The organism is Arthrobacter sp. SAFR-044 (assembly GCF_051965175.1).
Lineage (GTDB): Bacteria > Actinomycetota > Actinomycetes > Actinomycetales > Micrococcaceae > Arthrobacter.
This window is the reverse complement of record NZ_JBQCMK010000005.1, coordinates 56689-83157: the sequence shown is the minus strand read 5'-3', so window position 1 is coordinate 83157 and position 26469 is coordinate 56689. Positions and strand designations below refer to the sequence as shown.

20 protein-coding genes are annotated in these 26469 nt (G+C 60.4%); 14 read left to right on the top strand and 6 right to left on the bottom strand.

The genetic code is table 11. The features are described 5' to 3' along the window. Positions 1 to 34: 34 nt before the first annotated feature. Entirely contained in the window at positions 35 to 793 is a 759-nt protein-coding gene (locus tag ACTHQS_RS09535) for a hypothetical protein (protein ID WP_440168100.1), read from the top strand. 25 nt (positions 794 to 818) lie between these two features. Here the strand turns inward: ACTHQS_RS09535 and ACTHQS_RS09530 are convergent, their stop codons facing one another. Continuing rightward, positions 819 to 1124, bottom strand: a complete 306-nt coding sequence (locus ACTHQS_RS09530) for a LysM peptidoglycan-binding domain-containing protein (protein WP_440168099.1) — start codon at positions 1122 to 1124, stop codon at positions 819 to 821. Positions 1125 to 1376: 252 nt separating this feature from the next. Here ACTHQS_RS09530 and ACTHQS_RS09525 point away from each other — a divergent pair, with 252 nt between their 5' ends. Next, on the top strand, positions 1377 to 1712 hold the full coding sequence (locus ACTHQS_RS09525) for a hypothetical protein (protein ID WP_440168098.1): 336 nt from the start codon (positions 1377 to 1379) through the stop codon (positions 1710 to 1712). A gap of 56 nt (positions 1713 to 1768) precedes the next feature. On the opposite strand, the gene ACTHQS_RS09520 is transcribed toward ACTHQS_RS09525, so the two are convergent. Together ACTHQS_RS09520 and ACTHQS_RS09515 are read right to left on the bottom strand one after the other, a co-directional pair. Further along, positions 1769 to 2050, bottom strand: coding sequence for a hypothetical protein (locus ACTHQS_RS09520; RefSeq protein ID WP_440168096.1), 282 nt, complete (start codon positions 2048 to 2050; stop codon positions 1769 to 1771). A 49-nt stretch (positions 2051 to 2099) separates the two neighbouring features. Continuing rightward, entirely contained in the window at positions 2100 to 2510 is a 411-nt protein-coding gene (locus ACTHQS_RS09515) for a DUF732 domain-containing protein (protein ID WP_440168453.1), read from the bottom strand. A gap of 135 nt (positions 2511 to 2645) precedes the next feature. On the opposite strand from ACTHQS_RS09515, the gene ACTHQS_RS09510 reads away from it, so the two are divergent. Further along, complete coding sequence (locus ACTHQS_RS09510) at positions 2646 to 2837, top strand: copper chaperone (protein WP_440168451.1); 192 nt, start codon at positions 2646 to 2648, stop codon at positions 2835 to 2837. A 997-nt stretch (positions 2838 to 3834) separates the two neighbouring features. Further along, positions 3835 to 5466 (top strand): hypothetical protein, encoded by a 1632-nt coding sequence (locus ACTHQS_RS09505; protein ID WP_440168094.1) that lies wholly within the window; start codon positions 3835 to 3837, stop codon positions 5464 to 5466. A 179-nt stretch (positions 5467 to 5645) separates the two neighbouring features. Here the strand turns inward: ACTHQS_RS09505 and ACTHQS_RS09500 are convergent, their stop codons facing one another. From ACTHQS_RS09500 to ACTHQS_RS09490, 3 genes are all read right to left on the bottom strand, one after another. Next, the gene (locus ACTHQS_RS09500) at positions 5646 to 6623 is read right to left on the bottom strand and encodes an IS481 family transposase (protein ID WP_440168093.1); all 978 of its coding nucleotides are present in this window, start codon (positions 6621 to 6623) and stop codon (positions 5646 to 5648) included. A gap of 1047 nt (positions 6624 to 7670) precedes the next feature. Beyond that, complete coding sequence (locus ACTHQS_RS09495) at positions 7671 to 8096, bottom strand: bacterial transcriptional activator domain-containing protein (protein WP_440168092.1); 426 nt, start codon at positions 8094 to 8096, stop codon at positions 7671 to 7673. Between the two features lie 869 nt (positions 8097 to 8965). Further along, the gene (locus tag ACTHQS_RS09490) at positions 8966 to 9271 is read right to left on the bottom strand and encodes a hypothetical protein (RefSeq protein ID WP_440168090.1); all 306 of its coding nucleotides are present in this window, start codon (positions 9269 to 9271) and stop codon (positions 8966 to 8968) included. 303 nt (positions 9272 to 9574) lie between these two features. Between ACTHQS_RS09490 and ACTHQS_RS09485 the strand changes: the two genes are divergently transcribed. The 10 genes from ACTHQS_RS09485 (at position 9575) to ACTHQS_RS09440 (ending at position 25268) form a co-directional block, all read left to right on the top strand. Then, entirely contained in the window at positions 9575 to 10030 is a 456-nt protein-coding gene (locus tag ACTHQS_RS09485; protein WP_440168089.1) for a hypothetical protein, read from the top strand. A 548-nt stretch (positions 10031 to 10578) separates the two neighbouring features. Further along, entirely contained in the window at positions 10579 to 12450 is a 1872-nt protein-coding gene (locus tag ACTHQS_RS09480; RefSeq protein WP_440168087.1) for a M6 family metalloprotease domain-containing protein, read from the top strand. Positions 12451 to 13200: 750 nt separating this feature from the next. Beyond that, positions 13201 to 14487, top strand: a complete 1287-nt coding sequence (locus ACTHQS_RS09475) for an ATP-grasp domain-containing protein (RefSeq protein WP_440168086.1) — start codon at positions 13201 to 13203, stop codon at positions 14485 to 14487. A gap of 657 nt (positions 14488 to 15144) precedes the next feature. Further along, positions 15145 to 16251 carry a T6SS phospholipase effector Tle1-like catalytic domain-containing protein gene (locus ACTHQS_RS09470; protein ID WP_440168085.1) on the top strand — a complete coding sequence of 369 codons (1107 nt, stop codon included), beginning with the start codon at positions 15145 to 15147 and terminating at the stop codon, positions 16249 to 16251. Further along, entirely contained in the window at positions 16248 to 18191 is a 1944-nt protein-coding gene (locus ACTHQS_RS09465; protein ID WP_440168084.1) for a hypothetical protein, read from the top strand. The genes ACTHQS_RS09470 and ACTHQS_RS09465 overlap by 4 nt, the downstream gene beginning before the upstream one ends. A gap of 2 nt (positions 18192 to 18193) precedes the next feature. Beyond that, positions 18194 to 19471: a hypothetical protein gene (locus ACTHQS_RS09460; protein ID WP_440168083.1), complete on the top strand. Its 1278-nt coding sequence runs from the start codon at positions 18194 to 18196 to the stop codon at positions 19469 to 19471. 400 nt (positions 19472 to 19871) lie between these two features. After that, complete coding sequence (locus tag ACTHQS_RS09455) at positions 19872 to 20900, top strand: M12 family metallopeptidase (RefSeq protein ID WP_440168081.1); 1029 nt, start codon at positions 19872 to 19874, stop codon at positions 20898 to 20900. A 1063-nt stretch (positions 20901 to 21963) separates the two neighbouring features. After that, a complete protein-coding gene (locus tag ACTHQS_RS09450; RefSeq protein WP_440168079.1) occupies positions 21964 to 22374 on the top strand; it encodes a hypothetical protein in 411 nt (136 codons plus the stop codon). After that, the gene (locus tag ACTHQS_RS09445) at positions 22371 to 24278 is read left to right on the top strand and encodes a M64 family metallopeptidase (protein WP_440168078.1); all 1908 of its coding nucleotides are present in this window, start codon (positions 22371 to 22373) and stop codon (positions 24276 to 24278) included. Before ACTHQS_RS09450 ends, ACTHQS_RS09445 begins: the two co-directional genes overlap by 4 nt. A 495-nt stretch (positions 24279 to 24773) precedes the next feature. Further along, positions 24774 to 25268, top strand: a complete 495-nt coding sequence (locus ACTHQS_RS09440) for a hypothetical protein (protein ID WP_440168077.1) — start codon at positions 24774 to 24776, stop codon at positions 25266 to 25268. Positions 25269 to 26469 lie beyond the last annotated feature (1201 nt).

Below are 26469 nucleotides of genomic sequence, written 5' to 3'. Positions count from 1 at the left end.
CTTACCGCGCATAGACCGTGGATAGAGTGATGCCATGAACGGTAGCGGGACTCAGAAAAAGGGGAAATCCAAAAGTGAGCAGCCTGAATACTTAGCAAGTGCCGATTACACACTTCGCGCGGCAAACGCTGTTCTGGCGGTCGACCTCCGGGAGGTGCCAGTAACGCGAGTCAGTCAGTTTGCCGTCGGTTGGCTTCGAGCAGCTTTCGAGCAAAGCCGGAGCATCGCGGTTCTTACAGCATCCGGATTGGGGTACGCAGCTGCTCCCAATAGGCGCGCGTTCTGGGAGTTGACCATTCGTTTTCTCTGGCTAGCAGGCATGCCACAGTCAGAGCGTGCTTTGGCAGCCGACACGATGCTCGACCACGAACGTAAGACGGAAACCAAAACTGACGGATATATGCGGACAAATGGCCTCCCCTCGGACATTGACGTCGCTGAGATGGCAGCGTTCGTCTTGAACGTTTCTGAGGACAAACTGGTCGCATCACAGGCGACAAACCTTACCCACGCTGTAAAAGGCGCTGGTACCAACCTCTGGATGGTTTACCGCCTTTGGAGGGAGGACTCGACTTGGACCCATGCCACGGGCTTCCTGGCTGGTAGCTACGCTCCGACCAATGATGGCGACATGATGGGGAACGGCGAGCCTCCCCACATTGACCGGAATTTGGAGGCGCACAAAATCGCAACGGCGGTCATCACGGCGACCGTTGCCGATCTTCTCCTAGACGAAGGTGCCCCCAGCAACTTGGCTGGAGCCCCGTTGTCGGCCTTTCTACAAGCGAACTGACTGAATCCACCCGTCGCCCAGCCCATTAGGCGTACGGGGACGAAGTTCGCGGGTGGATGCTCTGATCGGGGTAGATGATCGTGCCCATGTTCATGTTGTTGGCTGCGAAAACGGCCGCAAGGCTGACGCCGTGCCGGAGCGCGATCCCGCTCATCGTGTCTCCGGCGACGACGGTGTAGGTGCTGGTCGAGGACGGTTGCAGTGGTGCATGGAGGGCGGACGGGGCGGCGGCATACGCGGAGGTTCCGCTGATCAGGGTGGACAGGGCAACGGCCGACATGGCGGCCCCTGCGGTGACGGCGACGCTCAGGCGGCGTGCGGGCTTGCTCATGGGTGGTTCCTCTATCGTGGCGGCCCGGCCGCACGTGTCGGTCGGCGGGTCAGGGCAGTGGAGAAACCACCGGCGGAAATCCGACGGTGGTCTCGGCGCGGTGCACGGGAGGCCACGAAGGCCGCGCCGGGTCACCTCACGTTATGTGTGCGGTACCGATGCTTAGCCTAACCGCAGCGTTTTTCACCCCTCGTTTCGCCTTTAGGGAAAACCACCCTTGTCCGGCCCTTGGTGCGGGTCCATACCTCCTGGATGGACGAGTCGGAGCGCCGCATCCGGGAGGAAAAAGCCCAACGTGAGGCGGCCGAGGAAAAACGTCATGAAAACGCTGTCAAGCATGCCCTTCCGGCATGGGGCTTCGCTCCGGCTCCCCTAGCTGGTTTCGTGGGCTCGGGAATTCTGGAATTTGGCAGGCTTGAGTGCTACGGCTCCATGACTGGGGGCTATCGACGGATCGCGGACCATTGGTGGTGCGACATGATTCCGGTTTCAGCGGCCAACGACTCCAACTACGGAAACGTGCTGGGATTCGTGATTGGCCTTGTCGCCTACGCCGTCATCTACGCAGTGGTGTACCTCAGGTCCTGACAGCAGGCGGGTTACGCCGCGTCGCGCCGGCTGAGCCGGTCAGCGATGTACGTCTCTTAGAGTTCCCGGCGGGTGGGCAGGATGATGAGCTGCACGGCCACGATCAGGACCAGTGTGGCCCAGTAGGAGGCGGTGGTGTCGCCATCCACGGAGCCGACCTTCTCCAGCCAGGGCAGCATCAGACCGTCCAGGAAGTGGGTCAGCGGGAAATGCAGGATCAGCAGGACGCCGCAGGCAAGGGACCGGGCCTGGCTGATGAAGATCCCGTCGGCGCGGGCGCAGGTGACCAGGGAGATTGTCGAGATAGCCGCCACGATGGAGCCCACGACGACTGTCAAGACGGTACACGCATGCCGAGCCGACGGTCCGCCTGTAGCCGGCCCTGTCTCACTTCACGGTTGAGCAGTACACCGTCTTGGCGGCGACCAGAAGTATCAACGCGTCGTTCTGGCTAAGCCCGTGGGCCTTGACCTTGTCCAAGGCCGCCTGGGCGGAGACCCCCGCAGCAAGGTCTGTGCAGATTCCCCGCCCCATGGAGATCAAGGTCGCGTCATCGATGCTGGAAGGGACCATCTTCCGGGCTCCTGAAAGGAAAGCCTGGTCCAAAGTGGCATCATCAATCGTTCCCTTCCCCAGGGGCTGAGTTGTCACCGACGCAGTCGCGGAAGGGGTGACCGTCTGTGTGGGGCTTGGGGAGGCGGGCACAGTATCAGCTGCTGAAGGCGCTGCGGCTCCTGGCTGTGAAGAACAACCTGCGAGAAGCAGAACAGCGGCAATACCCAGGACGGCAATCTTCATCGGGTTCTTTCTTTCAGTTTCGAGCTGCACGACTCCATCATGCTGGCTCGACGGCTATAGCTCTGGCATTTACCCTGTCAGCCTGTTGCCTGACGTCAGCGACCGACCGATGGCAGCGGGCGAAGACATTCCGAGATTCAGACGGCAGTCGGCCTATCAAACCTGGCCTGGATGGTCATCGTCGCCGTAACCGTTCTCCTGGAAAAGACCTGGACCCAAGGCCGCATAGCCAGCAAGATCGTCGGAACTGCGCTCATCGTATTTGCGGTCTTCGTCCCGGCAAACCCCGAACTCCTGCCCGGACTGTATTCAGCTGCACCGATGTAGCTCCCGCCGCTGGAGAGCGGATCGACGGAACCGGTTGAGCCCAGTACAGAAAACCTGGCAGGCCCGAACACAGCGGCGGGAACCGGGCCGCGACGCACACCAACCTGGGCGTCTGCATCACCACCTATGCAAACTGCGTCATTTCCCAGTCCCTGACGTAGTCGACCGGACCGCAGCGGCGGGTCCGAACACCGGTGACCTCGACCAGTAACCCACATTGATGACCAGAAAGTACGGCGCTGCGCCGTCGCGGGTTGTGTAGGACTGCAACAGCCTGCCGTCGAAATAGACGTCGTTTCGGCCCGCGTTCCGGTGCAAGCCACAGGTGTGCTGACTCGGACTATGCACCTTCGGGCGGTGACGGTACGACAGCTCTGCCACGCAAATCGGACCCGGTATACGCCTCATGCAAAGTCATGTCAAGCTTTGTCAACACTACTCACGCCAAAAGCCGCTGACATGCGGAAACAACGTGCCCGAGGTGGGACTCGAACTAAATTCCAGCCCCTGCAAACACTGGGAACCCGCGAAACATGCGGAAACGGCGGCAGTACGAAGGCAGTAAGACTCCATCCGAAGCAAAAAGTGTGGACAACGTCCACACTTTAATTCTGACCCTTCAGAGAACTCAAACCCCACGGCCACACCCTTCAAGGACAGGGTGCGGTCTTTCTTTGTCCTGACGCAATCGTCACTCGTCGCTCTCGCCTTTCCTCTCCCCTCAACGCGGCGCACCAGTCCTGCACCGCGCGGCCACCGTCGAACGGTCCACATCCCTCAAGGACGCGCAGCACGCCGGGCGTCTATCGCCCAATGAGCTTCGAAACCGGCCCAACCGTCACAACTTATGACGCTCTCTACCATGTGCCGCAAGGCCTTTCGTCATCGGCAGGGCTGCCAGCGGCACTTTCTAATGAAAGGGCCACCGAATAACGCACCGATAACGCGGACCATTCAAACTAGGGTCAGATTTTGAGCCCGTCACTTGGGGTGTGAAATGAGTACGATACCGCGCAAACCGGACGCGCCGCCGGGTGCCGGGGTCCAGACCTCCGTTGCCGCTTCCGCGGCGCAAGAGTCTCTACCGGAGACGCCCACATCGAACGTGCCCGTTGTGGATGTCCGCGAGCTGGAACACCCCTACCAATTCAGTCGGTTTCTGCTGGCGCTGTCATCCACGGTTATCGTGTTCGGGGCATTAGCGCTTTGGGGCTTCATCATCCTACCCGAACTGGTGGTGCCCTACCTGGCGCCCGTCGTCACCTTCGTTCTCATAGCGGCACTCTCCATATGGGTGCTGGTCCTAATCCACCGTTCTCGGTTACTCGGCAGCGCAGTGCTTGTGGCGCCCGAAACCCTCCCGCGGCTTGCCGTGATTATCGAGGAGGTGCGGACCAGCCTGGACTACCGGCGCCGGGTTGACGTCTACGTTGCGGAGAAGGCATCGAGCCCGGCTACCACGTGGAATTTCCTGGGAACGCGGATCATCCTTTTGGAGGGCGGCCTCGTCGCAGACCTTCAGGAGGACGAAAAGCGTCCCCAGCTCGTATTCCTGCTGGGTTCCCAATTCGGGCGGTTAAAGGCACGCCACCGGCAGTTTACGCTGCTGGAGGCATGGCTAGATGGTCAAGAGAACCTAAAGTTCCTCAACCTGTTCCTGGCCCCGTACTTCAGGGCCACGACATATTCAGGCGACCAAATCGGCACAGCGTGCTGCGGCGACATATGGGCGGCAGCAGCCATGATGAACCGTCTCTTAGTGGGCAAAGAGCTGATTCCCAGTCTAGAGGTCAGCGGAGTCTTAGATCAGGCGGCAAGGGTGAGCTCCCGTTGGCTGCCGCGATTGGCCCAACTCGCGATGAATGAGCCGCATCTGACCAACCGCTACCTGAACCTCATGGCGTTCGCGCAGCGGAAGTTCCCCGATGCGGCCCAAACGTACTTTGACACTTTGGAACCAGCCACACGCGAACGCTTGATGCAGGTAATCGAACGGTCCCCGCACCGGCGGAATGCTGCCGCTGTGCGACGGGGCGTGCCGGCACTCATCGCCGCCGGGGCGACGCTGGTCGCATTGGTCTTGGCAGGCATTGTGGGCACCCAGGTCAAGGTGCTGCTGCTGAGCAATGAGACGGATGGGCTGGTGAAGCCGGAGGAATCCATCCCGCCTAGGAAGACCCCCGAAGCTGTACCACCCACCGCGGCTGAAGTGCTGCTCAGCCACCTCCCGGAGTCGTTCAACGGCCGATGCCGCCAGGAAAGCGAGCAGGATCCCGCCCAGGCACAAGGCCTGGTAGTCGAATTAGCCTGCACACCCGCTTCCGGCGACCCTCACCGGATCTACTTCCAGCAGTACGAATCGGTCCAAGCTGTTGAACAGGTTTACTCATACCTGAGCGGCGGAACGACGATGCCGACAAGCACATGCCTTTCCATCAATCCGGGCCGGGGCGTCTTCATCGACGGGGCGACGACCACCGGCAGGTATGCATGTTACAAGACCAATGCCGGCGAGAACGTCTACCTCTGGACCGATCTCAAGCTGGGTATCGTGGGCGCGGTCGCCGATTCGTCAATGACGTTCATCGAATTGCGTACGTGGCAGGGCGTTAATGCCCAGTTGAGGTAGCGATAAAACTGCGTGACGGGCTGGACCGTAACTATTCGCCCGAGGGCCACAAAACAACCGCAGGCCAAAAGTTTCTTTAGAAGTCCAAGGCCTTCTTACGACGCTTGCCTAGGAATCAGGCTCCGTCAGGTGTCGGGCGCTCCACGAGAAAACACGTCTTGGGAGATCCCTAGATGTACTCAGCCAGTAGGTTGGTTGCACCTGCTGATGGGTGGCTTGCCTCCGAGGCTCCCGTGGGGCCGGTGGTTGTTGTAGAAGTTTAGCCAAGGCTGCAGGGCGTCTGTCCGGGCCTGGTTTGAGGTGAATGGTTGGCGGTAGGCCCAGCCTTCCTGGAGGGTGCGGTTGAAGCGTTCTGCTTTGCCGTTCTGCCAGGGGTGGCGGGGTTTGATCAGGATGTGTTTAGCGCCCAGCGCAGCGAGTGCGTCCTGGAAGTCGCGGGAGAGCCGGTAGGCGAAAGCGTTATCCGTCATGACGCGTTTGACGGGCGCGCCGCCGTTCGCTGCCATGGCGGCGGTGGCCCGGGTGAGGAACCCGGCGCAAGTCGGGCCTTTCTCGTCGGGCAGAACCTCGGCGTAGGCGAAGCGGGTGTAGTCGTCCACGGCGACGTGGACGTAGTCAAAGCCCATCCTCTGATGCGACTTGCGGTGGTTTGCCGCGCTCTGGGAAGGGTCGGCTCGCCAGCCTCCGCCGTCGGGGATCCGGCCAAGTTTCTTGACATCGATATGGATCATGTCCCCTGGGGCGTCGTGTTCGTAGCGGCGGTCGGTTGCCCGGGAAGCCCGGATCCGTTCCCCGGTCACCGGGTCCAGATCCCACAACCTGGGCATGCCCGCCCTGGCCAGGATCCGGGAGACCGTCCGGGCGCTTGTGCCGCAGCGCAAAGCCAGGTCCATTGGCCCTTCGCGGTACTCCACGCGCTGGGTCAGAACATCGGCAACGACTTCCGCCGAGGTGGCGTGGGGGCAGGATCTTGGTCGGGAGCTGCGGTCCTCGAGGCCGTCCCAGCCGTGGGCACGGTACCGGCTGAGCCAGCGGTGCGCGCAAGTCCGCGAGACGCCCATTTCCTTCGCAACGTGAGCGACGGGACGGCCTGCGAGGACGCGCTCGACGAGGATCCGCCTACCATTCCGGGTCAGGCGGGCATTACGGTGGGACATGAGGACCTCTTAGTCGTTGGCTGTGTGTGGTAACCACCAACCTAAGAGGTCCTCACCTATTCACGATGTAACCAACGTCCTGACTCAGTACACCTAGAGGGGCGGCGAAGGAACCGGCTCCGGCGCGTCCCTTCCAAAGCTCAACAGCCCATTGAGAACCTACGGCCGTACAGCTGAAGCACGCAGTACCGCGCCCCCAGGCCTGAAGAATGCGGCCCCTGCGGTTGGGGGTACTGCCGCCCCCGAGACACGGACATACCTCTTTCCCATATACAGAAAAAGACAATTCCCTTTGGAGACGCTGGTTGCATTCCGATGATGAGGGTGGTCTTGTCGCTGCAACCGGTCCACAGCTGCCTGGGGGTTTGTCGCCAAAGTCCGGGCATGCCGTGGGTGGACAAGGTGCACACCCCAATTCCGGCTCTAGAGAACATCAAGCCTCGCCCCACACACCTATGGGTCGGGCTGGGTTTTTTGCCTTGAAGGCATGCCGCCAGATATCCAGACGCGCTGTCGAAACTGAAGTATCAAAGCTGCCTGTTATCTGATGTGTCCCTTGATCGGTAGCCGGGCTGGCACTTGCTGCAATACCGCTTCCAGAGCAATTGGCATCATAGTGCGGGCAATCTTGCGTTAATTTTGCAGAAAGACGGGACATACTCCTGATCCAGCATGGGCAGGATCAAAGCTAGGCAACGAAGGGCTGCTAGCAGGCGGAACACCGTCAGACTGGCAGAAGATCCAGGATACATCCCCGCCTATTGTCGAGGGGCAGTAGCCCGCATTATGAAAGGGAAAAAGCGTGTCGGACGACCACGGGTTTGATTCTGCTAACGGTACTGGCGCAGATCAAGGCGCCCCGACCACCGCTGTCATGGTGATCCGAACATGGCATGAACTTGGACAGCGTCCAGGCTTTCGAGCTCGGGTAACCTATGGGCAGTCATCGGAACCTTCCGGGAAAGAGATATCCAGTTCAGACCCCGCCGAAGTCTTAGGTGTTGTCAAGCGCTGGCTTGCCGTCCAGGCTGGAGCCAGCGGCGGCTACTAGGCTTCTCTTCGGGCGCGTGTCTGATTGCTAAGCGCACCGGCAATAAGGGTCTGCAAAGATTCGGACGGCACGAGGGCCATATCATTGGCGAGATGCTTGCGAAAGCGCTCGTAAACGCGAAGCGCAGCAGCGAAGCTTCCGCGCTTCAGTTCTGCGGAAATCAAGTTTCGGACAGCATCCTCATAAAGCGGCTCGATCTCCAAGGCCGCCTCGGCAGCGGCTGCGGCAATGTCTGAATCACCCGCGGCGAGGCTCTTGCGAGAAAGCACGGTAAAGGCGCGCAGCCGATCCTGCTGCAGCCGGTTCTGTTCAAAAATAACCCAGTCCTCGAACCAACCTGGAAGCAGGACGGCATCCCGGCACTCATGTAGCAGGAAAAGATCAGAATTCCCTACCACCTGACTGTTTGTCGCAGCGTTCACAGCGGCGCGGAGCCTATCCAAATCCACTAGCACGCGACAGTTCAAGGAGAGCAACTGCCCCTCGTTCACTATCAGTCCTGGAACTTGCCGTGAAATCAGATGGACACTAACTCGCAAGCTCTCCAACGCCCTGACATCCGGGTACTCTGGCCACAGCAAACCAACAACATAACTACGAAGACACGGACCTTTTATGGCTAATGCAGCGACAAGACGCTGTTGCCGCGCCGCAACGTGCAAATGCACTCCGTTCCGAAGCAATCGCCAAGAGCGGAGCAGCCCTAATTCCAATTCGCCAAAGTCATCATCGCCCATGGGAACCCAGTTTCGATGCCGTCAATTCTGATGATTCAACTCGTAGCAACGAGGATCCTCATTCCACAGACCCGTGTCAACGTGCCGTTCTCCCCTATTTTGACGGTGAGAGAACTCTCTCCCAAAAGGCCGAGAACCTGCCGCCGTTCTGCAAACGCAAAGAAGACTCTTGATATTTCTGCTGCTTACATAATTCGCCTGAGGCGCCCTGCCATGCCGGGCGGTACGGCTCCGAGGCGTCCGACAACCGCAGGGAAAAGGTCGATCCCCCTATTGTTTCCCCAACACCAGCAGCATCGGACCTGATTCCCGTGAACGACTGAACCCGCAGGCGCCTTCCTCGGAGCGTACATTGAGCACGGCCCGTGAGCGGGGGCTGTCCCCTAATGGCCGTTCCGTTTGCATCGCGATACCGGTCGCACGTCCGAACGGCGCTCATTGCCGAGCGGCCGGAAGCTAACGCCCACGGCGCTGAGCCCTTACACTCGTGAAGGTCGCGGAGAGCTATGCTCTTAATGGCAATGCAGCTAACACACCCACTTCCGCGGGTCTACTTAAGGCCTGCTCGCAGCCGCATCTCCGCGGATGATACTTTCCGATGCGAGCTTGCCAGCACCTGGTGGTAATGGTTCAGCGTTTGTCCCCCCTGGAAGGCCTTCGACGAGCTCTTGCGCCCGCTTGTCCAGCAGCCGCGAAAGTGCCTGTTGTCCGAAACCGAAGAGGAGAGCGTAGGCCAGGATCTGCCCCTGTGAATCTAAACGCGACAGGCCCGGCACAAAACTTCCCTGGATAGCCACGACCCCCAGAATGGCAGCAAGCACTCCAAGCGGAACCTTGAGAAAGGCAAGTGCGACGGGCACGTCGTACGGTGTCGAGGTCCCCTTTAGATTCCGTATGGCAAGAGTTGCGGCAGTGGTACCCCCCAATGCGCCCAAGAGTGCGACGACTAGAACGTCGTTTCCGGTTGGCACTGCTTGAGGCCCTGAACTTGTTGGGCAATGTCTCGTCTGAAGCACGTTTGCTCCATTGGATGACGGCTCGCCAGGGAAACAGAAGGGGATGAAACTTGGGTTCTCGGCAACAAACCACACGGTCGGGACCAAGAGGAGCACGAGGAAGCAGGCAGATATCAGGACAATATTCCGGAAGCTCCGGAGCTGAGCGTGTTCAAGGTCAAGTCGCTCGTAGCTGTCTGCGACCACGCGCCGCATCCGGGGCCGAAGATTTTCAACAGTTTCCTGCTGAAGTTCATCGATGGTAATGCGTCTTGGATCGTCACGATGAAGCGTGGCATTAGCACGGGCAACTACCATGGGTATCTCTGCGCGAAGCTCCGCCGGGCTGTACAGGTCGATTATTTGGGCTCGGGCTGCGTGGAGATTTCGGTACGCGGCCTCAACGAGGGTGCCTCGCCACCAGTTAGCTATTGCCCGCGGTACAGGATCCTGTCTATTAGCCGCAAGCCAAGCTTTATGGGAAAAGGAACACACGGCATCAGCTATGGATTCTTGATAGGGGGTCAACCTGGGCTCACGCTTACGCATGGCTGCTATGCGGCTCTCAAGGCGAGCCGTGTCGACGTCTACGTGTTGGACCCAGATCCGTCGGCGCTTCGTTGATCCGACGTCTTTGCTGGCCGTCCGGCCTTGCACAGCGTGAGTCTCGGGACCTTGCTCGGTCATGGCTACACCCTTGGAGAGCGACGGTGTGTTTGCATTAAGGGAAAATCGGTTACTACTGGTCAAGTTCAAGGCTCAGGGTATGGGCAAACTAATGCATGCCGCGTTACTGGCACGTTACTGGTCGCTTCGCGGGCCGGCGCGATTTGAGCCGCCAACATTACCGAGCCGCAGGCATGCCGATCGGTGTCAGGTCCCGAACTCCCGCCCACGAGTTTAATGCCGTAGCCGCCCGCTCCCACAGGGCGAAAGGCGAGCAATCGGAGGTAACTCGGGCGGCAAGTTGATGCGTTTTCGGTGTGGGTGGGCACCGCCGGAACGTTCGATAGTGCCGCGGCGGCAGTGTGGCAGTGTGCGGTCAACCCGTTTGGCTCCGACAGCCCCGTTCTGCGGTAACGCGGCGATAACGCCGCTTCGCTAGATTTCACTGCGCTGGGCTTCCGCCCGCCCGCGTCGCCGACTTCCGCTGTTTTTGGAACGCCCATTCGGTGGCGCCGACAGCATTGAAAGAAGGAATTGTGATGCAGCAAAAGGTTCCGGGCAGCGACGGCGCTTCCAGCATATTCCCAGGTGATCTCTGCGCGGTTTCCATGAGCCCCGATGCGAAAGCACGCTTGAACGAAGAAGTTTCCCGACTCCGTTCCGTTGAGGAAAGGGGAGTTACCTCCCTCCTGGGCTTTGCCGCCCACAGCCGTCCGCTTGGTTTTGACGATGGCTTGATCTTCCCGCCCGAGCACTTCGCACCCGGTACTCCCGCACGTTCGATGGCTGCGGCGGCAGCAGCACGGGCGCCATTGCGAGGAACGGTCAGGGTCATCGTCGTCCTCGTCGAATTCAGCGACAAGCAGCTTGGTCAGACTGCCGCCCACTTTTCGGAGCTGTTCTTTTCCACGGGCGTGCTGCCGCATGGCAGCGTTCGCGAATACTACTCCGAAGTTACTGGAGGGCTGGTGGACCTTTCCGGCGAAGTTGTGGGGCCATATACGCTGCCTCAAACGCTCGCGTGGTATGCCAACGGGAATTTTGGGATCGGCAGGCCCAGCGGTACGGCAAGGGCGAACATTATGGCCGATGACGCGGCCGCTGCAGCCGATCCCAATGTGGACTTCGGCCCGTACGACAACGACGGCAACAACTACGTCGACGCCTTCATCGTCGTGCACGCCGGCCGTGGCGGAGAAGAAACGCTGAACCCGGGCGACATTTGGTCACACAAATGGAACCTGCCCACTGAGCGGTCCGCCGACGGCAAGAAGATCTTCGCCTATCTTACGATTCCTGAGGACAGCAGGATCGGCGTCTGCGCCCACGAACTTGGACACTTGCTATTCGGCTTTCCAGACCTCTATGACACCGACGACACGTCGGAAGGCGTGGGCAACTGGTGCCTGATGGGCGCAGGCTCCTGGAACGGCGGCGGCGATATTCCTGCACACCCCTCGGCCTGGTGCAAGGTCCAGCAGGGGTGGTCCTCTACCATCAACGTCTCGACCGCGGGCACAGTCAGCCTTCCGGACGTGAAGATCAGCCGCAAAGTCCACCGGCTATGGAAAGACGGCGGCAGCGGGCCGGAGTACTTTTTGCTGGAGAACCGCCAACGCACTGGCTACGACTCCGACCTTCCCGGTGACGGACTCCTGATCTGGCATATCGACGACAACCAGCCGGGTAACACCGACGAAAACCACTATAAGGTCGGGTTGGCGCAGGCGGACGGCAAACGGAATCTGGAACTCAACCAGAATCGGGGGGACGCCGGAGACCCCTATCCCGGCACGGCCAACAACACCGTCTTCAACGGCAGCAGCACCCCTTCGTCGAACTCCTACACGGGCCAGGCAACGTCCGTCTCCGTGACATCTATATCCCCTTCGGCGCCCACTATGACAGTCAGGATCTCTGTTAGCACGAAGGGGCCGCGTAAGGAACTGAAGGACTCCAAGGATGTGGTGACGTCCAAGGAGTCGTTCAAAGAACTCAAGGACCGTCAGGACAAGCCGCGGTTGCTGGACAAGTCAGTCGTCAAAGACCTCCGCGACACCAAGAGCGGGGTAAAGGATTACAAGGATCAGCATGACAGCGCGGCCCCGCCAGTCTCCTCTTTGCCGGATGCATGGGCAGACGACGCCGGGACCACCCCCCTCTTGGGAGCAATTAGTGAACTGGAAGACCGGGTCGCAGCATTGGAGGGCCTTCTCGCATCGTCCTTGGGCGCTGTCGAGCCGTTCATCAGTGCGGATCAAAGGCCGGACTTGATCGGTGGAGGGGGCTCCCCCGGCTCCGGCAGCGATTTGACCAGCCGAATGGAACAGGGAGACAGGGACGCGAAGGTCTCCTTTGACGCGCCGCCCCCGCAATGAGCATCGCATTCCTCGTCATTGCCGATCCGCAGGATAGTGGAGCGGCGCGGGTGACGCGCTGCCTCTCCATCCTGCACGGCGGACAGGGCGTGCTCCAAGTCAGCCCGAAAGCACTCAGCCGAAGCAAGTGGTTGCACACTGTATCTCCCACAGGTGCGTGCCACACCACGATCGTTGTTCCGGACGGTCGAACAGTGGATGACCGAATTCTCCGTTCGGTGTTGAACCGGATGGCTTCCCCGCCTTTCGTGCCGGCTTTCACGACGGCTTCGGTGAAAGACCGGGATTACGCAGCGGCAGAATTTCAAGCCCTTCTGACGGGTTGGCTGGCGAGCCTCGGTCCCCGAGTCATAAACCGGGCGGGTCCTGGCTTGCTGGCTGGTGCCTACGGGCCACCCCTGTCGTGGATCGTTCCGGCCGTTGCGGTGGGATTAAGAGTACATATTGCCCCCGCCGCAACGCCCGACCTGATTCTATACAGCGCGACGGACACATGTCTTCAGGATAGGTGCGCCGGTAGTGACCTACTAGTGGCAGGACAACGGGTTCGCGGTCCGCTGGCACCCGTGTTTGGACTGCAATGCCTGGAGGTGGCCCGGCGGCTAGGGCTGGTGCTTGCCTCGTTCAAGTTCGTCCAGTCCGAGGGTGAGCTGAAGCTGGCTCGCGTGAACTGCATGCCGCCACTGGCGCAGGACGGGGAAGTCGACGTCGTCGTGCACCTGATGGGGGAGGAACCCGAAGGGAGGGGCCTTGATCCTTGTCTTCGGGCGGCCTGATGACCCACCCATTGCACTGCTGCTGGACGCCCTCCAGCGACGAAACGCCAGCTACATCTTCATCGACGACAGACATCTTGCATACGCGAGCTTGGCAATCAACCTTGATGGCGGACAAGTGGACGGCCAGTTGAGGGCGGCCGGCGAGGACATCGAGCTGTCGGCCATCGGATCCGTGTACGCGCGACTGCTCAGCCTCGTCATTCCGACCGACCTCGACCAGGCGTCACACATCCAGACATTCCACGCACTGTTTACACAATGGTTAGACCTCACCCCTGCCTTGGTCGTCAACCGCCCCTGGGCCATGGCTTCAAATGCCTCTAAGCCGTACCAGTCCCAGCTGATAGCCGCGGCAGGACTGGAGGTCCCCGAAACCCTTGTCAGCAACGACCCGAAGGAGATTGAGAAATTCCGAAGGGGCGCGGGACATATTGTGTTCAAATCAATCAGCGGCGTTCGCTCAATTGTGGCTGAACTCGGCAATCGCCATCTGGAACGCTTGCCGTTGGTCCGGATCCTGCCTACCCAGTTCCAAGTTTCCATTCCCGGTACAGATGTTCGAGTGCATGTGGTTGGCAGCCGCACTTTCGCCACCGAAATCAGCTCTGATGCTGACGATTACCGCTACGCCGCCCGGTCTGGCACCGAAGTCCAGCTCACGGAAATCGACCTCGACAGCGGTATACGAGATGCCTGCATTCGTCTGGCCACCAGCCTTGGACTTCCCCTCTGCGGTATCGACTTACGGCGCACCCCGAGTGGTCGGTGGGTCTGCTTTGAGGCCAACCCGATGCCAGCCTACAGCTACTACCAAGAACATACCGGAGCCGACATCAGTGGCGCCCTGGCCTCGCTGCTGCTGGACTCTGCCCATCCCCCAACGGACAATAGCTCCATGGTGCAGGCCATCGAAAACCTCGCGAACATCACCGGAACAGTGCTGGCAGTGGAAGAGCATCCCCGTCTCAACGGGTGGAGCATGGTAACGATTCAGCTGGAGACCGTGCAGCCCATCAAGGGCAGCCCAGAGATTTGGAACGGCCGGGTGGGACAGGCGCAAAAAGTCGCCATCCGCAATGGACTGCTGAAAGCGCCCGGGAGACAGTCTGCTATGGCCAGGGCCGAAGCCTCTGCTCTCGTCAATTTGAAGCTGCGCTGCCCCGCCCAACTGACCGTGGACGGCATAATGTGCAAGCCCTACCCGGCAGAAGGCACCTTCAACTTGGGTTCACAGACCAGTGGCAGATTTGAGCTGTAATGCAATCTTTCGCCTCTTCATGCTTCTGTTTGGCGAAAGTGGTAGGAATCTGGCCGCCCGCAAAAGTGCAGGGCTTCGTCGCAGCACGAAGGACACACTTCCTGCTAAGACTTGTGATGACTTGAGGTCGGCGGTGCCAGCGGCGCATTCCGCACTGGAGACCATACGCCACCCACGGTTTGGGCTCAACGAAAAATCGGCCCCAGCCGTCACCGCAAATCTACCAGTCCACGATTCAATAACTGGCAACCCGACTCGAACTGGCAACCCGACTCGAACTGGCAACCCGACTCGCGCTTTACATCCTCTCCCCTAATGTCTGTCCTGCCACACGCAAAAGCCTGCCAGAGTGTGCAATGCCTGGAGAAACCGCCCTCCTAAAATCCAGTCACCGAGAGCATTGCTACTAATGCAAAGTGCTGATCACCGCCAGAAACAGGGTCGCTCCTGTCCCCAGTGTCAGTGGAGTTCGTCCTTTTGGGGAGGTACGCGTGAATCTAGGACAAGTCCATCCATCCCTGAATGCCAAACTCATTTATGGCATATGTGCCGCGGATTCTGGTAACGCCGTAGTAACGCGTCATTGTCCATCATGTGCTTGCTTTAAGCGCTGGAGTGAGGCTTCAGGTGCAGTAGGAACTTACGGGAAGGCGTCAGATGTCCAGGAATCTCGTCCTGTGTCTCGACGGTACAGGTGCACAATTACGTGCCAAGGGCAACACCAACGTCGTCCTGCTGTACAAAATGCTCGATCATTCAGATCCCGCCAAACAGATCGCCTATTACGACCCAGGGGTGGGCACTTTTGCGTCTGCTGGCGCGTGGACTCCTCTCGCTAGAGGAATCTCTCGACTAGGTGGCCTCGCATTCGGGTGGGGTCTGCGGCAGAACCTGGCCGAGGCCTATACATGGCTAATGCAAAACTGGGCGCCGGGCGATCAGGTTTTCATTTTCGGGTTCAGTCGTGGAGCCTACACCGCCCGCGCCCTCGTCGGCATCCTTCGCACCGTCGGCATGCTGAGACCTGGATCGGAGAACCTCGTCCCGTACGTCATCGCAACGTATGCCCGCCGAGGCGGCGAAGACAAGATCGACTGGGACGAGGTCCATTACACCTCCGAGGTGTTCGCGCGCCAGGTGGGCGGCAAATCCACGGTACCGGTGAAGTACTTGGGCTTATGGGACACTGTCAAAGCCGCCGGGTTCCTGCGCTGGGAGATCACTTGGCCTTTCACCCGCGAACTTCCCAACGCTGCGCGCATCCGCCACGCCGTGTCAATCCATGAGAAACGAGCGCCCTTCAAGGAGTATCTGGCGGACGCGCGGACAGACGGATCGGTCGAAGAGGTTTGGTTCGCCGGGGTCCACAGTGATGTCGGAGGAACCTTCGACGACGAACCAGGCCCTGGTCCTTCACACAGACTGCACAAAGAGACTCCTAGCCCTCGGCTCTCTACCATCCCGCTGAAGTGGATTGTCGAGGGTGGAATTGCGAACGGTCTGCTGGTTCGGTCCCGTGCTGCCGAGGCTACCTGCTCGGTCACGGCGGCAGATGCATCTGCGAAGCTTCACCGCCGCGGCTGGGCATGGGTATTCCTCGGCACACGCAGCAGGAAAGTCCCCGCCGGTGCATCGGTCCATGAAAGCGTGAATGCCCGAGCCCTGGCGGATCCCAGATTCAAGGCACCGGCCAACGTGGTCTGGGTCGACCCACACTGGGCCGGGCACCCGGCTGTACCCGCATCGGCGGGGCCTCAGCAATGACAACCACGAAGAAAAACCGGCCTGAGTCCCTGTTGCCGGCCCGGCGGCTACTACGTGCTTACGCATTCGATCCCATGTCGACTCGTCTGTCCGGCCGATTTCTCATCATTGACATCGCATTCGAAACAGACCTCAGGCCGGGACCGTCCGGACGACTCTTGCAGGTCGTCGATTATGACGGGGTCCGCGGCCTCTGGTATTTGCCGGTTGACCTCAACGCCGCCGCACCTCTCGCCCAGCAAGGGATGCGCCCCACCGAAAGCGACCCCAGAACCCACCAGCAAGTCGTCTATGCAGTGGCGATGAGCGTAATCGAACGCTTCGAACGTTTTGGCGGGTTCCGCTTCCGCTGGCGTGGCGACGACAAGCTCCGCATCGTCCCGCACGCCTTCGAGGGACGGAACGCCTACTTCGACAAGGATCGGCGCGCTGTCCTCTTTGGCTACTTCCGTGCCGACTCGAGGGACCCCGGCGCTAACCTGCCGGGGCAGATGATGTTCACCTGCCTGTCCGTAGACGTTGTCGCCCACGAAGTCACTCACGCCATCGTGCACCGCATGCGCAAGTACTTCTCCGAACCTACCCACCCCGACGTGCTCGCATGGCATGAAGCAATCGCCGACCTCGTTGCGTTGTTCAACCACTTCAGCTTCCCCGAAGTCGTCTCCGACGCGGTAGCTAAGTCGCGCGGGTCGCTCGAGGAAGGGTCTGCACTCCTGGACCTCGCAATCGAGTTCGGCGAGTCCACCGGCAGGGGCGCGGCACTGAGGTCAGCAATAGGCTCCCCCCGGAGCCCGGATGCTTTCCTGAAAGCGGTTGAACCGCACGATCGAGGTGCCTGCTTCGTCACCGCGGTATTCGATGCGTTCATTGACACATACACATCGCAGATTGCCGATCTCCGGCGCATCGCCAGTGCAGGCACTGGCGTTCTGCCCCCTGGCGCGCTGCCGCCCGACCTGGTCGCACGCGTCACCGCCGCAGCGGCGACGAATGCCGACCGTATCCTGGGAATGGTGATACGCGCTTTCGAATACCTCCCCGTGGTGGACGTGACCTTCGGGGATGTCGTCCGAGCGATCGTTACAGCCGATCAAGGACTCTATCCCGATGATGCTGCACAACTCAGAGCAACACTGGTCGAGGCGTTCCGTCGACGTGGCATTTTCCCGCCGAAAGTGAGCTCGCTTGCCGACGAGGCCCTGCTCTGGCCCAAACCGCCGCTGGACCTCAACCTAAGCCGAGGAATAGCTGGCGTCGACTTGGCACCGCTGTTCTCGGCAGCAACCCTCGAACTTGACCCCGGCAGCACCGTCCCCTTCGCCGATGATGCGGACGCCCTTCCACCTCCCCGGGAATCCGCTCCGGCTCCGGCGGTCCCCAGACAGGCAGTACGTGCCCATCTAAGCTCGCGGGTCACTGCGAGAAATCTTCGGGAAGTCATTCACCGCTGGGGCGAGGTGCACGCCTACGAACTCGGCCTTGACCAAGCCGCGGGAAAGATCGAGATGGTCAGCGCCCAAGCCGTCTACCTCCAAGCCTCCGACCGGCAACCTCGGCCCATTGTCGTCATCCAGTTCGCCCAACGCCGTGACGACCTGGAAGATCAGAGGACCGACGAGACCGGGGCGCAGATCCCGCGGATCCAGCGAGCAGCTATACGCGCTGGCACAACCGTCATCGCCCGCGTGGACGGCCGGGTCGAATTCCTCGTCACCAAACCCTTGCCACTCTCGGACCGCACGAAACTCGACGATCTGTCGGCGGACATCAAAGAGGCCGCCCTCGCGTTCGACAAGAGTGGCACCGAACGAGTGCAAGCGATTCGCGACTGGATGGGGGAAGTCGAAGACAGGGACGCGCTCTCGGCCTGGACAGTCGAACCGGCTACACTGCGGCTGTCCTTCGCGCGCCTGCATGCTGTCATGGATGGAGCCTGAACATGCCCGCTTCCTCTGTCACCGTCCGCATGTATGATGTCGGCTTCGGCGATGCCTTCCTGATTACCGTCAAGCAGGGCGAACGGGCATGGCGGATGCTCGTGGACTGCGGCGTCCATAGTCTAGGCAAGGCACGACCCCTCCTCGACGTCGTCCGGGCGATCATTTCGGACCTTACCGAAGCGGCCCCACCGGGAACACCACCGACCCTTGATGTGCTCGTGGCAACACACCACCACGCCGACCACATCACGGGATTCGCCTACGATGACTGGGACGCAGTCCACGTTGGCGAAGTCTGGGTGTCATTTGTTGAAGACGAGACCGACGACGACGCCAAGAAGCTGAAAAACGGGCTCGTCCGCGCAGCGAAAAGCTTGCACACCATAGTCGGACGTGCACCCACGGCCCTCGACGGCACATCGCAAACCGTGGCCCTTCGCCTTGCCGGCACCCTGGCCCTGAACTCCCTTGGAAACGAGGACGCCATGGACCGTCTGCTGGGACGCAACGGCAAACACTTCCTCAACATCCCGAAAGTTAGCTACCTCCCCGACAGGATTGCCGAGCTCAACGTCATCCGCACTTCACTGCCAGGTGTCACCGTGCACGTCCTCGGACCGTCACGGGACCCGGACCAGCTCAAACGAATGAACCCTCCGGCATCGGCTCAGTGGCTCGCCATGCAACATACCCTGGAAGAGGAAACCACCCACGAGCCGCCCGGTCCACTCTTCGACGATATCTACAGCGTCACTCCGGACGAAGTGAACCAGCACATCGGTATCGACCTGGTCAGCACCCTGCCGTCGCTCAACCTCGGGACACTTAATGATGCTGCGACTGAACTTCTGGCGGCGGCATCCATACTCGAGCGCTCCGTTAACAACACCAGCATCTTCTTCGTTCTGGACGTCGACGGCACCAGGCTCGTCTTCGTGGGTGACTCACAACAGGGCGCCTGGGAACACGTCCTGCAAGACCCTGCGGCCCGCGCACTCGTAAAAAACCCCGCCTTCTATAAGATCGGCCACCACGGGTCCCACAACGCCACTCCGCGCGATTACGTCACCAACGCCATCGGCAACCACGGTACCTACGCCATGCTCCCGTATGGGAAGGTCGACCAGTGGGGCGACATACCCAACGGGAACCTACTGGCCGCTCTGGCCGAGGTGAACGCGCAAGTCGTGCGAGCTGATGCACCCGTTGCCGATGCGCGCGTTCAGGTCGGGCCCCAGAACCTGTGGACTGAAATCACCTTTCCTGGTTCGGATTGATCGGACGGCCGATCTGTCCACTCAATGGCAACAGGGAGGGTGGTAGCACCTTGGTGCTGGTTCCACCCCAAGGTCGTGTCCTTGGTGTTGCCCCTTCCTGCTTCGGCTGGCGCAATGCGAGGGAAAACTCACCGCGGGTAGGTACGAGGATCCACCTAATGCCGCTTTCAACACATGCTTGATCTCCTAACTTCCCGTTCAAATATGGTCAGGAATGCGCCTTTGCCGCTGCAACCAGCCCGGCAGACAGCAGCCTCGCATGAGGCTGGCCTCTCAGCCCTCCAAAGCGTCGCGGTCCTCAGTAACGCCCCAGTAACAGGGCGCATGTTCCACTTTTCGCGGCAGCAGGCTCACCAGGATGCGTGGTAGGCCTCAGAACCGAACCGTTTAGGAGTAACAAATGGCCGACACCACGACTCGCCCACACTGCAGCGTAAAGCCGAGAACTGTCCGGTTACTGCCCAGCGAACTGCCGGCCAATCGGCTGGAGCTCATACGCGTCCTGGCATCCAAATGGGTCAACGGCACCGTGCTGCACTACTTTCTGACAGAGGGGCCTGAACCGCAGCATCAGGCCGTCCGGGACGCGTTCAGCGAATGGAAGAACCTGCCGATCGGACTGGAATTCGTGGAAGTCACGGACCGAAGTGAATCAGAGGTACGGGTCGGGTTCGACCAGGCCGACGGATCCTGGTCCTACGTCGGTCGCGACATCCTCGGTATCGGAACCACGGAGACGACCATGAACTTCGGTTGGGACCTGACAGACGATTACGGCCATACCACTGCCCTTCACGAGATCGGCCACACTCTCGGCCTCCCCCATGAACACCAAAACCCGTTCGCCGGCATTGTCTGGGACGAAGAAAAGGTCTATGGGTACTTTGGGGGCGCCCCAAACAACTGGTCCAGGGACCAGACCTTCCAAAACGTCCTGCGGAAAATAGATGCCGGCGAAGTCGAAGGCTCCAACTGGGACCCGAACTCGGTCATGGAGTATTGGTTCCCTGCAGGGCTAATCGTGCAGCCAGCGCAGTACCACGGGGGCCTTATTCCGGCCGGCGGCCTCTCCGCGACCGACAAGGATTGGGTCAAACGCTTCTACCCGGCCCTTCCAAACGTACTCCCGAAACTCGAGCCGTTCCAGACAAGGACCCTGTCGCTGAAACCCGGGGAGCAAGCCGACTTCAGGCTTGAGCCCTCGGCATCGCGAACCTATCAGATCGGCACTTTCGGCACAGCTGACTCAGTCCTCGTCCTATTCGAGGACGTAAACGGTGAATTGCGGTACGTGGCCGGCGACGACGACAGCGGGCAGCAACGCAATACCAGCATCTCTGCCAAACTCTTCCAAGGCCGAAACTACGTTGTCCGCGTACGCATCTACTGGACCGGCGGTTCCGGCCAGGCTGCGATCATGTACTGGTAACCCAGGGCCCCACTGGACCGAAGAAAGGCCTCTCCTTTCAAACACAGACGGGGACGTCAGCACAGGAAGACCCGGCAACAGCGAAACGCGGTAACCAAGCGGGTCGCTCCGGTCATGGCGGTGCCTTGGGCTTTCAAAAAGCGGACAATGATCGGGGAAATTCGGCGAGCTCAGGGCGTCCGTGCCGCGCTCGTCGTCGCTGCCATGTTGATCTTGGCGGTGACGTGGCCCCTCAGACCCCTCTCTATGCAGAAGCGGATCCTGACCCCGACACGGGCACCGTTAATGAGGCAATCACTTACGCGGGACTTGACGCTGGATTCGATTCCGAGCGGATCACCCAATTCGAACCCACCACCTTCAGGGGGACAGTCATCTACGGAACTTCCTCGCCAAGTTTGCCGACACTATAGGTTGCCTGGAGGAACGAGACCCAACTTACGGCTGAAAGTGAGGGGACCTTTGACATCGAACCGACATCAGCGTCCCTGCAATTCCTCGACGCCGGCAGACGGCGTTCAAGCGGTGGCTAAGAGCTGACATGAACTTGGAACGTGGCGCCCGTCCTCTCGGGAAACAGACGCCCCTACTCAAAATTCTTCCCGTCGTTGTCGTAGAAGGCGAAGTTGTTCCGTGCGGCAGAGAAAAACTTCGGTCAATATGTGTAAGCTGGCGAATTCTTTAGGCATTGTCAACGGATGTGACGGCATGTACCTGCGACTCAGCAAGTGCTGGCAGTAACGCTGAAGTAACGGCCCGCGTGCTGAACTTCCAGAATTCTCAGAACTCTTACAAAGCTTCCTACCTTTAGGGGGTTGCATTGGAGGCACGGTACCCCGAGGCATAATCGCCGTCGTGCTGGCAGCGGCACTATCCGGCTTGAGGCGGAGCTGTCACCTATGTCCCACAAGTCGCGAAACTGCTATTGCGGCGAAACCCTCCACTTGACATCGCCCAACATCCTCACAGGGAAATAGTGTCACTTCCCAGCTTTCGAAATTTAGACAAACCAACGAGAGTGATCTAGATGCCTAATAACAACGCCGGCACTAAAGGTGTTCGGATGATCTTTGAATACGACGGCGACGACATCCGCCTTATCCACCGCTCCGAGGTCGATGTCGCCCTGACCGGTTTCGACACCCCACCCGAGGTACGCTCGGGCCGGTTCGCAGAGGTCCGGGACGCTGAGGGAAAGGGCTTAACGAGGGTTCCGGTCAGAGTCGAAACGACCAGCGCGGAAGTCTTTCCCGAGACCCCAGGTGAGCCGATCACCCGCGTGACGGTAGATCGACCCAAGGGCGCCTTCACGGTTATCGTCCCGGTACCCGTTGGCGCGCATTCTGTAGCTTTGCTAGACGTCAGGAGGCCGACTCCGCCGCCCGAGGGATTGGCGGCACCATCGCCTTCCGCCAAAGGCGAAGAAACAGTACTTGGAGTATTCAACCTTGAGCTCGGAGGGCGAGAACAGTGACCACGTCAGATGGCTCGGTGACCGGCACGACGCAGATCAGCGGTTCAGCCCCCCGCAAACGCGCGTTCAACATCGTCATGCTCGGGGACGGCTTCCAAACATCCGAACAGACCAGTTTCAACTCCGCCTGCACATCATTCGTGACCGCACTGCTAGGCGCGGCTCCATTCAGCGACTTGGCTCCCGTCATCAATGTCTTCCGGGTGAACGTAAATTCCACAGACTCGGGGGCTGATGACCCGTCGTCGGCCGGCGGTACAGGCGCAACAGCCCGCACGTACTTCGACGCGACGTTCGGCGGGAACGGCATCCGTCGTCTGCTGGTGTGCAATGCCTCAACGGTGCTGATGGTGGCCGCCGCACAAGTGCCAGAATTTACTGTCGCGATCCTCGTCGTCAATTCAACGGTCTACGGCGGTTCCGGGGGCTCCGTGGCCACGTATTCGCTCGCGGGCGGGGCCACTGAGATAGCCATCCACGAGTCCGGCCATACAGCCTTCGGTCTGGCCGACGAGTATCCCTATTATGCAGGCGGCAACGAGACCGGCCACGACCAGCACCCCGCGAACGAACCCTCCGAGCCCAATGTCACGGTCAACACCAATCGCACCACGCTCAAGTGGCGCTGGGCCGTAGCCGCGACGACTGCGATACCCACGATGTCGAACCCGAACTGCTCGACAATTGATGCCAGGCCCAGCCCAGTTCCCTCCGGGACTGTCGGCGAGTTCGAAGGCGCCCACTACTACCACTGCGGCGCATACCGCCCGGAATTCGACTGCAAGATGCGCAACCTGGGCGTACCGTTCTGTGCGGTCTGCCGAGCGGTCATTTGGAACAGGTTAGCTCCCCTGGCCACCCTCGATGCACGGCGCCGGACGCCAATATCAGTGGTGGCGAGATACCCGGAGCACCTGGACGTGTTCGCCGTCGACGCGGCTGGCCGGACTGTGTCCGATTGGTGGGACGCCTCGAGCGGATGGGCCGGCTGGTTCCACCTCTCGGGCGGGATAGCGTCACCGGGCGGTCCCGGATCCCCTGTAACGGCAGTCTCCCGCTACGCCGGTCATCTGGACGTGTTCACGGTGGGCACGGACAACCGCGTGTACAGCGCATGGTGGGATGTGAGCGCGGGCTGGTCACAATGGTTCGCCCTCGGCGGCCTCGTCGCCAGGCCTGGATCGACCGTGAACGTCGTCTCGCGGTACACCGGGCACCTCGACGTCTTCACGATCGGTTCCGATGGTCGCGTCATGTCCTGCTGGTGGGACCAGGCCTCGGGATGGTCGGGGTGGTTCAACGTCTCTGGAGGCATCGCGGCCTCCGGCGCACAAGTTACGGCCATAGCCCGCTATCCATTCCACCTGGATCTGTTCGTGGTCGGTACCGATAACATCGTTTACAGCTGCTGGTGGGACGAACGGACCGGCTGGGCGGCCTGGTTCCGGGTTCGCAGCCAGGCCGCGAAGCCGGACGCGACCGTCAATGTCGTCGCCCGTCACCGTGACCAACTAGACCTCTTCACGACCGACCCCTCCGGCCGCATAGTCAGCACATGGTGGAACGTCCGCAGCGGTTGGGGAACATGGTTCCAAGTGTCCGGAGGAGTGGCGTCACCCGGGTCCCAAGTGACCGCGATCGCGAGATACTCCAATCAACTGGACCTCTTCACAGTGGGGACGGATAACCGGATCTACAGCACCTGGTGGCATGACACCTCCGGCTGGGCTCCCTGGTTCGTGGTCTCCGGCGGAGTCGCCTCACCAGGAAGCACCGTCACGGCCATTTCCCGGTACAGCGAGCACATTGACGTCATTGCAGTCGGCTCGGACGGCAAAGCCTACAGCTGCTGGTGGGACGACGGGGCGGGCTGGGCTAACTGGTTCCAACTATCAGTCAGCTAACCGTGAACAGAACTGCTCCGGATTACGACGTAAAACATTCACCCCCTTAAAAAGCCCAAATTCGCGTAGTGGTTCCGACTCTGCAATACGCAACAACATTGACAAGCAAACTGGCGAAGGGTTCATCCGAGGTAAGGCGTCAGCAGACTTTGACCACACCGTCGCCGTCGTTGCGCCCGTAGAGGCTTCGTGGCGCAACGCATTCCGCGTCAAGTTCCTTTGCAGCCGCTCAGGAGAACTTCGCGGTGTGGTCGGCACTCCTAGATTCCTGACGGATCAGGGATCGGTCCTCGCGCCGAGCCACTCCGTAAGACGTGATCTGCATCCGTTGCACAAGCAAATCCAAAGCGTTGTGGCGGACCGGTTGGCCAACCTGTCGCCCGGCTGTGCGGACATACGCAGACGTGCAGTACGTCTGCCAAGTTGGTACGACGGCTGGGCCATCTTTGGGCAAGCACGACTGAGCTATCTACCACCAAAGCAGGAGGTAAGACCATGAGCGACGGGCAGAGCAACGGGAATTCTGAAACCCTTGTCTCCGGTGCGCGACTCAGACGGTGTCTGGATAGCACCGAATTCTGGGTTGTCCAACTCCCACAATACGCCGATCGAAACCAGCGCAGAGCCGACTTCTGGGCGATCGCCGCTGGCATCTTGGCAGCGGTCACCAGTCTCGCCATCTGGCCAGCTCTCGGTGAAAGTCCTACGATCGAAGCCAAGATTCTCGTATCAGTGGTGTCCTTGGCCGCCGCGATCTGCGCTTTAGTCCCCCGGATCAAAGGGCATGGGGAGCTGGCCGGGGCTGCACGGGTCCTGAGCGCGCAGTATGGCAGTATCCTAGGCCGTTTAGTCGATCTGCTCGCCGAGCAGCCTCTCAATCAGGAGACGGCCAAGGTTGTGGTCAACGAATTCCAAGCTGTGAAAGAGAAAAAGGATGCCTTACGAGGCCTGCCTATTCGCGCTGGCGCGCAGGCCGCCCACCGGGAGTAGGAGCGTCCGCCTCGGCTTCACCTAGTCAGATGCAGCCCAATATGCCGTCGGGCCGGTACCGAAGACACATGAGGTTGAGCTCAGAGGCGTTTTTCAGACATTCTGGTAGTGAAGTCTGTAAATCCAACCCGGCACTGGACCTAACCCTCACATGCCTCGGAAAAACCAGGCATGAGTGTGGACATTGTACACACCCGGTTGGACAGGACAAAGCAACACAGGCCACTCTCCGATTGTCCTTTAGAGCCGCCGGCCGCCGTGTAGGAGAGCAGATTCGCAACAGTCATGTCGTTCCTGCTCCCCCGGCACATGAATAGGTGTAGGCCAACACCGACCTACCAAACAGAACCGGAATGAGGAATCGCAAAACCCGAGCTCAGCACACGGAAGTCTCACCAGCCAGGGACTTGGACCCGCCACCCCACGCACCTGAATAGGCTCCCCGGCAGCCAGGCCAAAGCCAGCACCCCTAGCGTCAGACGCGCCCAAGCACGAGCTTTGTGCACACGTCAAAGCAAGAAAGCCCCTGACGAGGCGATCTGTTGTGCCCGAGGTGGGACTCGAACTACATTCCAGCCCCTGCAAACACTGGGGACTCTCGAAAACATGCGGAAACCGGAGCAGTTCGTGGGGGTACGAGGTACTCCCGATACGAAAAGTGTGGACATTGTCCATAACCTCCGCTGGGGTCAATTTCTCGAACTCGCTCGGTCGTTTTCTGGGCGAATTCACGCTCCCCGATCACCGCCGCCCGCAGCTCCGAAAAGGGTAGTCGGCCAACGATTCCACTCGACGGGAGTGTAGTCATTCTGAACGGCCCGATGATAGCTGGGTGGGTCCTCCGCGCAACCAGGGCACATCCGAGCCGGCCCCGAGAACCGGAAACTTCCCCCCAACGTGACTGCTACCTCGGCCGGACGAAGTTTCCGAACCCCGACGCCGGTCCCCCAAGTTGCACTCCAGCCCCTCCACCCAGCAACTACTCCGCTACCAGAACGACGAACTAACTCAACGATTCCGGGCGGGTAGTCCCAGTCAAAGCCTCCGGCGAGCACCGCGATAGTCGCCTGTCCTTTGCCCTGGCTTCCGGCCAGCACGGCGCGATGGGCGTGGGCGTCGACGCCGTAGGTTCTCTAGCCCGTTGGCGCTGTTGCAGTGCACCTCCCGAAGCCCAGAGCACAACCCTCATGAGTCACCGCGC

Coding starts and splice junctions, on each gene's coding strand:
- ACTHQS_RS09515 (WP_440168453.1), bottom strand. CDS start 2,510: ATGAAGATTGCCGTCCTGGGTATTGCCGCTGTTCTGCTTCTCGCAGGT.
- ACTHQS_RS09505 (WP_440168094.1), top strand. CDS start 3,835: ATGAGTACGATACCGCGCAAACCGGACGCGCCGCCGGGTGCCGGGGTC.
- ACTHQS_RS09455 (WP_440168081.1), top strand. CDS start 19,872: ATGGCCGACACCACGACTCGCCCACACTGCAGCGTAAAGCCGAGAACT.
- ACTHQS_RS09465 (WP_440168084.1), top strand. CDS start 16,248: ATGACAACCACGAAGAAAAACCGGCCTGAGTCCCTGTTGCCGGCCCGG.
- ACTHQS_RS09530 (WP_440168099.1), bottom strand. CDS start 1,124: ATGAGCAAGCCCGCACGCCGCCTGAGCGTCGCCGTCACCGCAGGGGCC.
- ACTHQS_RS09450 (WP_440168079.1), top strand. CDS start 21,964: ATGATCTTTGAATACGACGGCGACGACATCCGCCTTATCCACCGCTCC.
- ACTHQS_RS09535 (WP_440168100.1), top strand. CDS start 35: ATGAACGGTAGCGGGACTCAGAAAAAGGGGAAATCCAAAAGTGAGCAG.
- ACTHQS_RS09500 (WP_440168093.1), bottom strand. CDS start 6,623: ATGTCCCACCGTAATGCCCGCCTGACCCGGAATGGTAGGCGGATCCTC.
- ACTHQS_RS09440 (WP_440168077.1), top strand. CDS start 24,774: ATGAGCGACGGGCAGAGCAACGGGAATTCTGAAACCCTTGTCTCCGGT.
- ACTHQS_RS09525 (WP_440168098.1), top strand. CDS start 1,377: ATGGACGAGTCGGAGCGCCGCATCCGGGAGGAAAAAGCCCAACGTGAG.
- ACTHQS_RS09470 (WP_440168085.1), top strand. CDS start 15,145: ATGTCCAGGAATCTCGTCCTGTGTCTCGACGGTACAGGTGCACAATTA.
- ACTHQS_RS09460 (WP_440168083.1), top strand. CDS start 18,194: ATGCCCGCTTCCTCTGTCACCGTCCGCATGTATGATGTCGGCTTCGGC.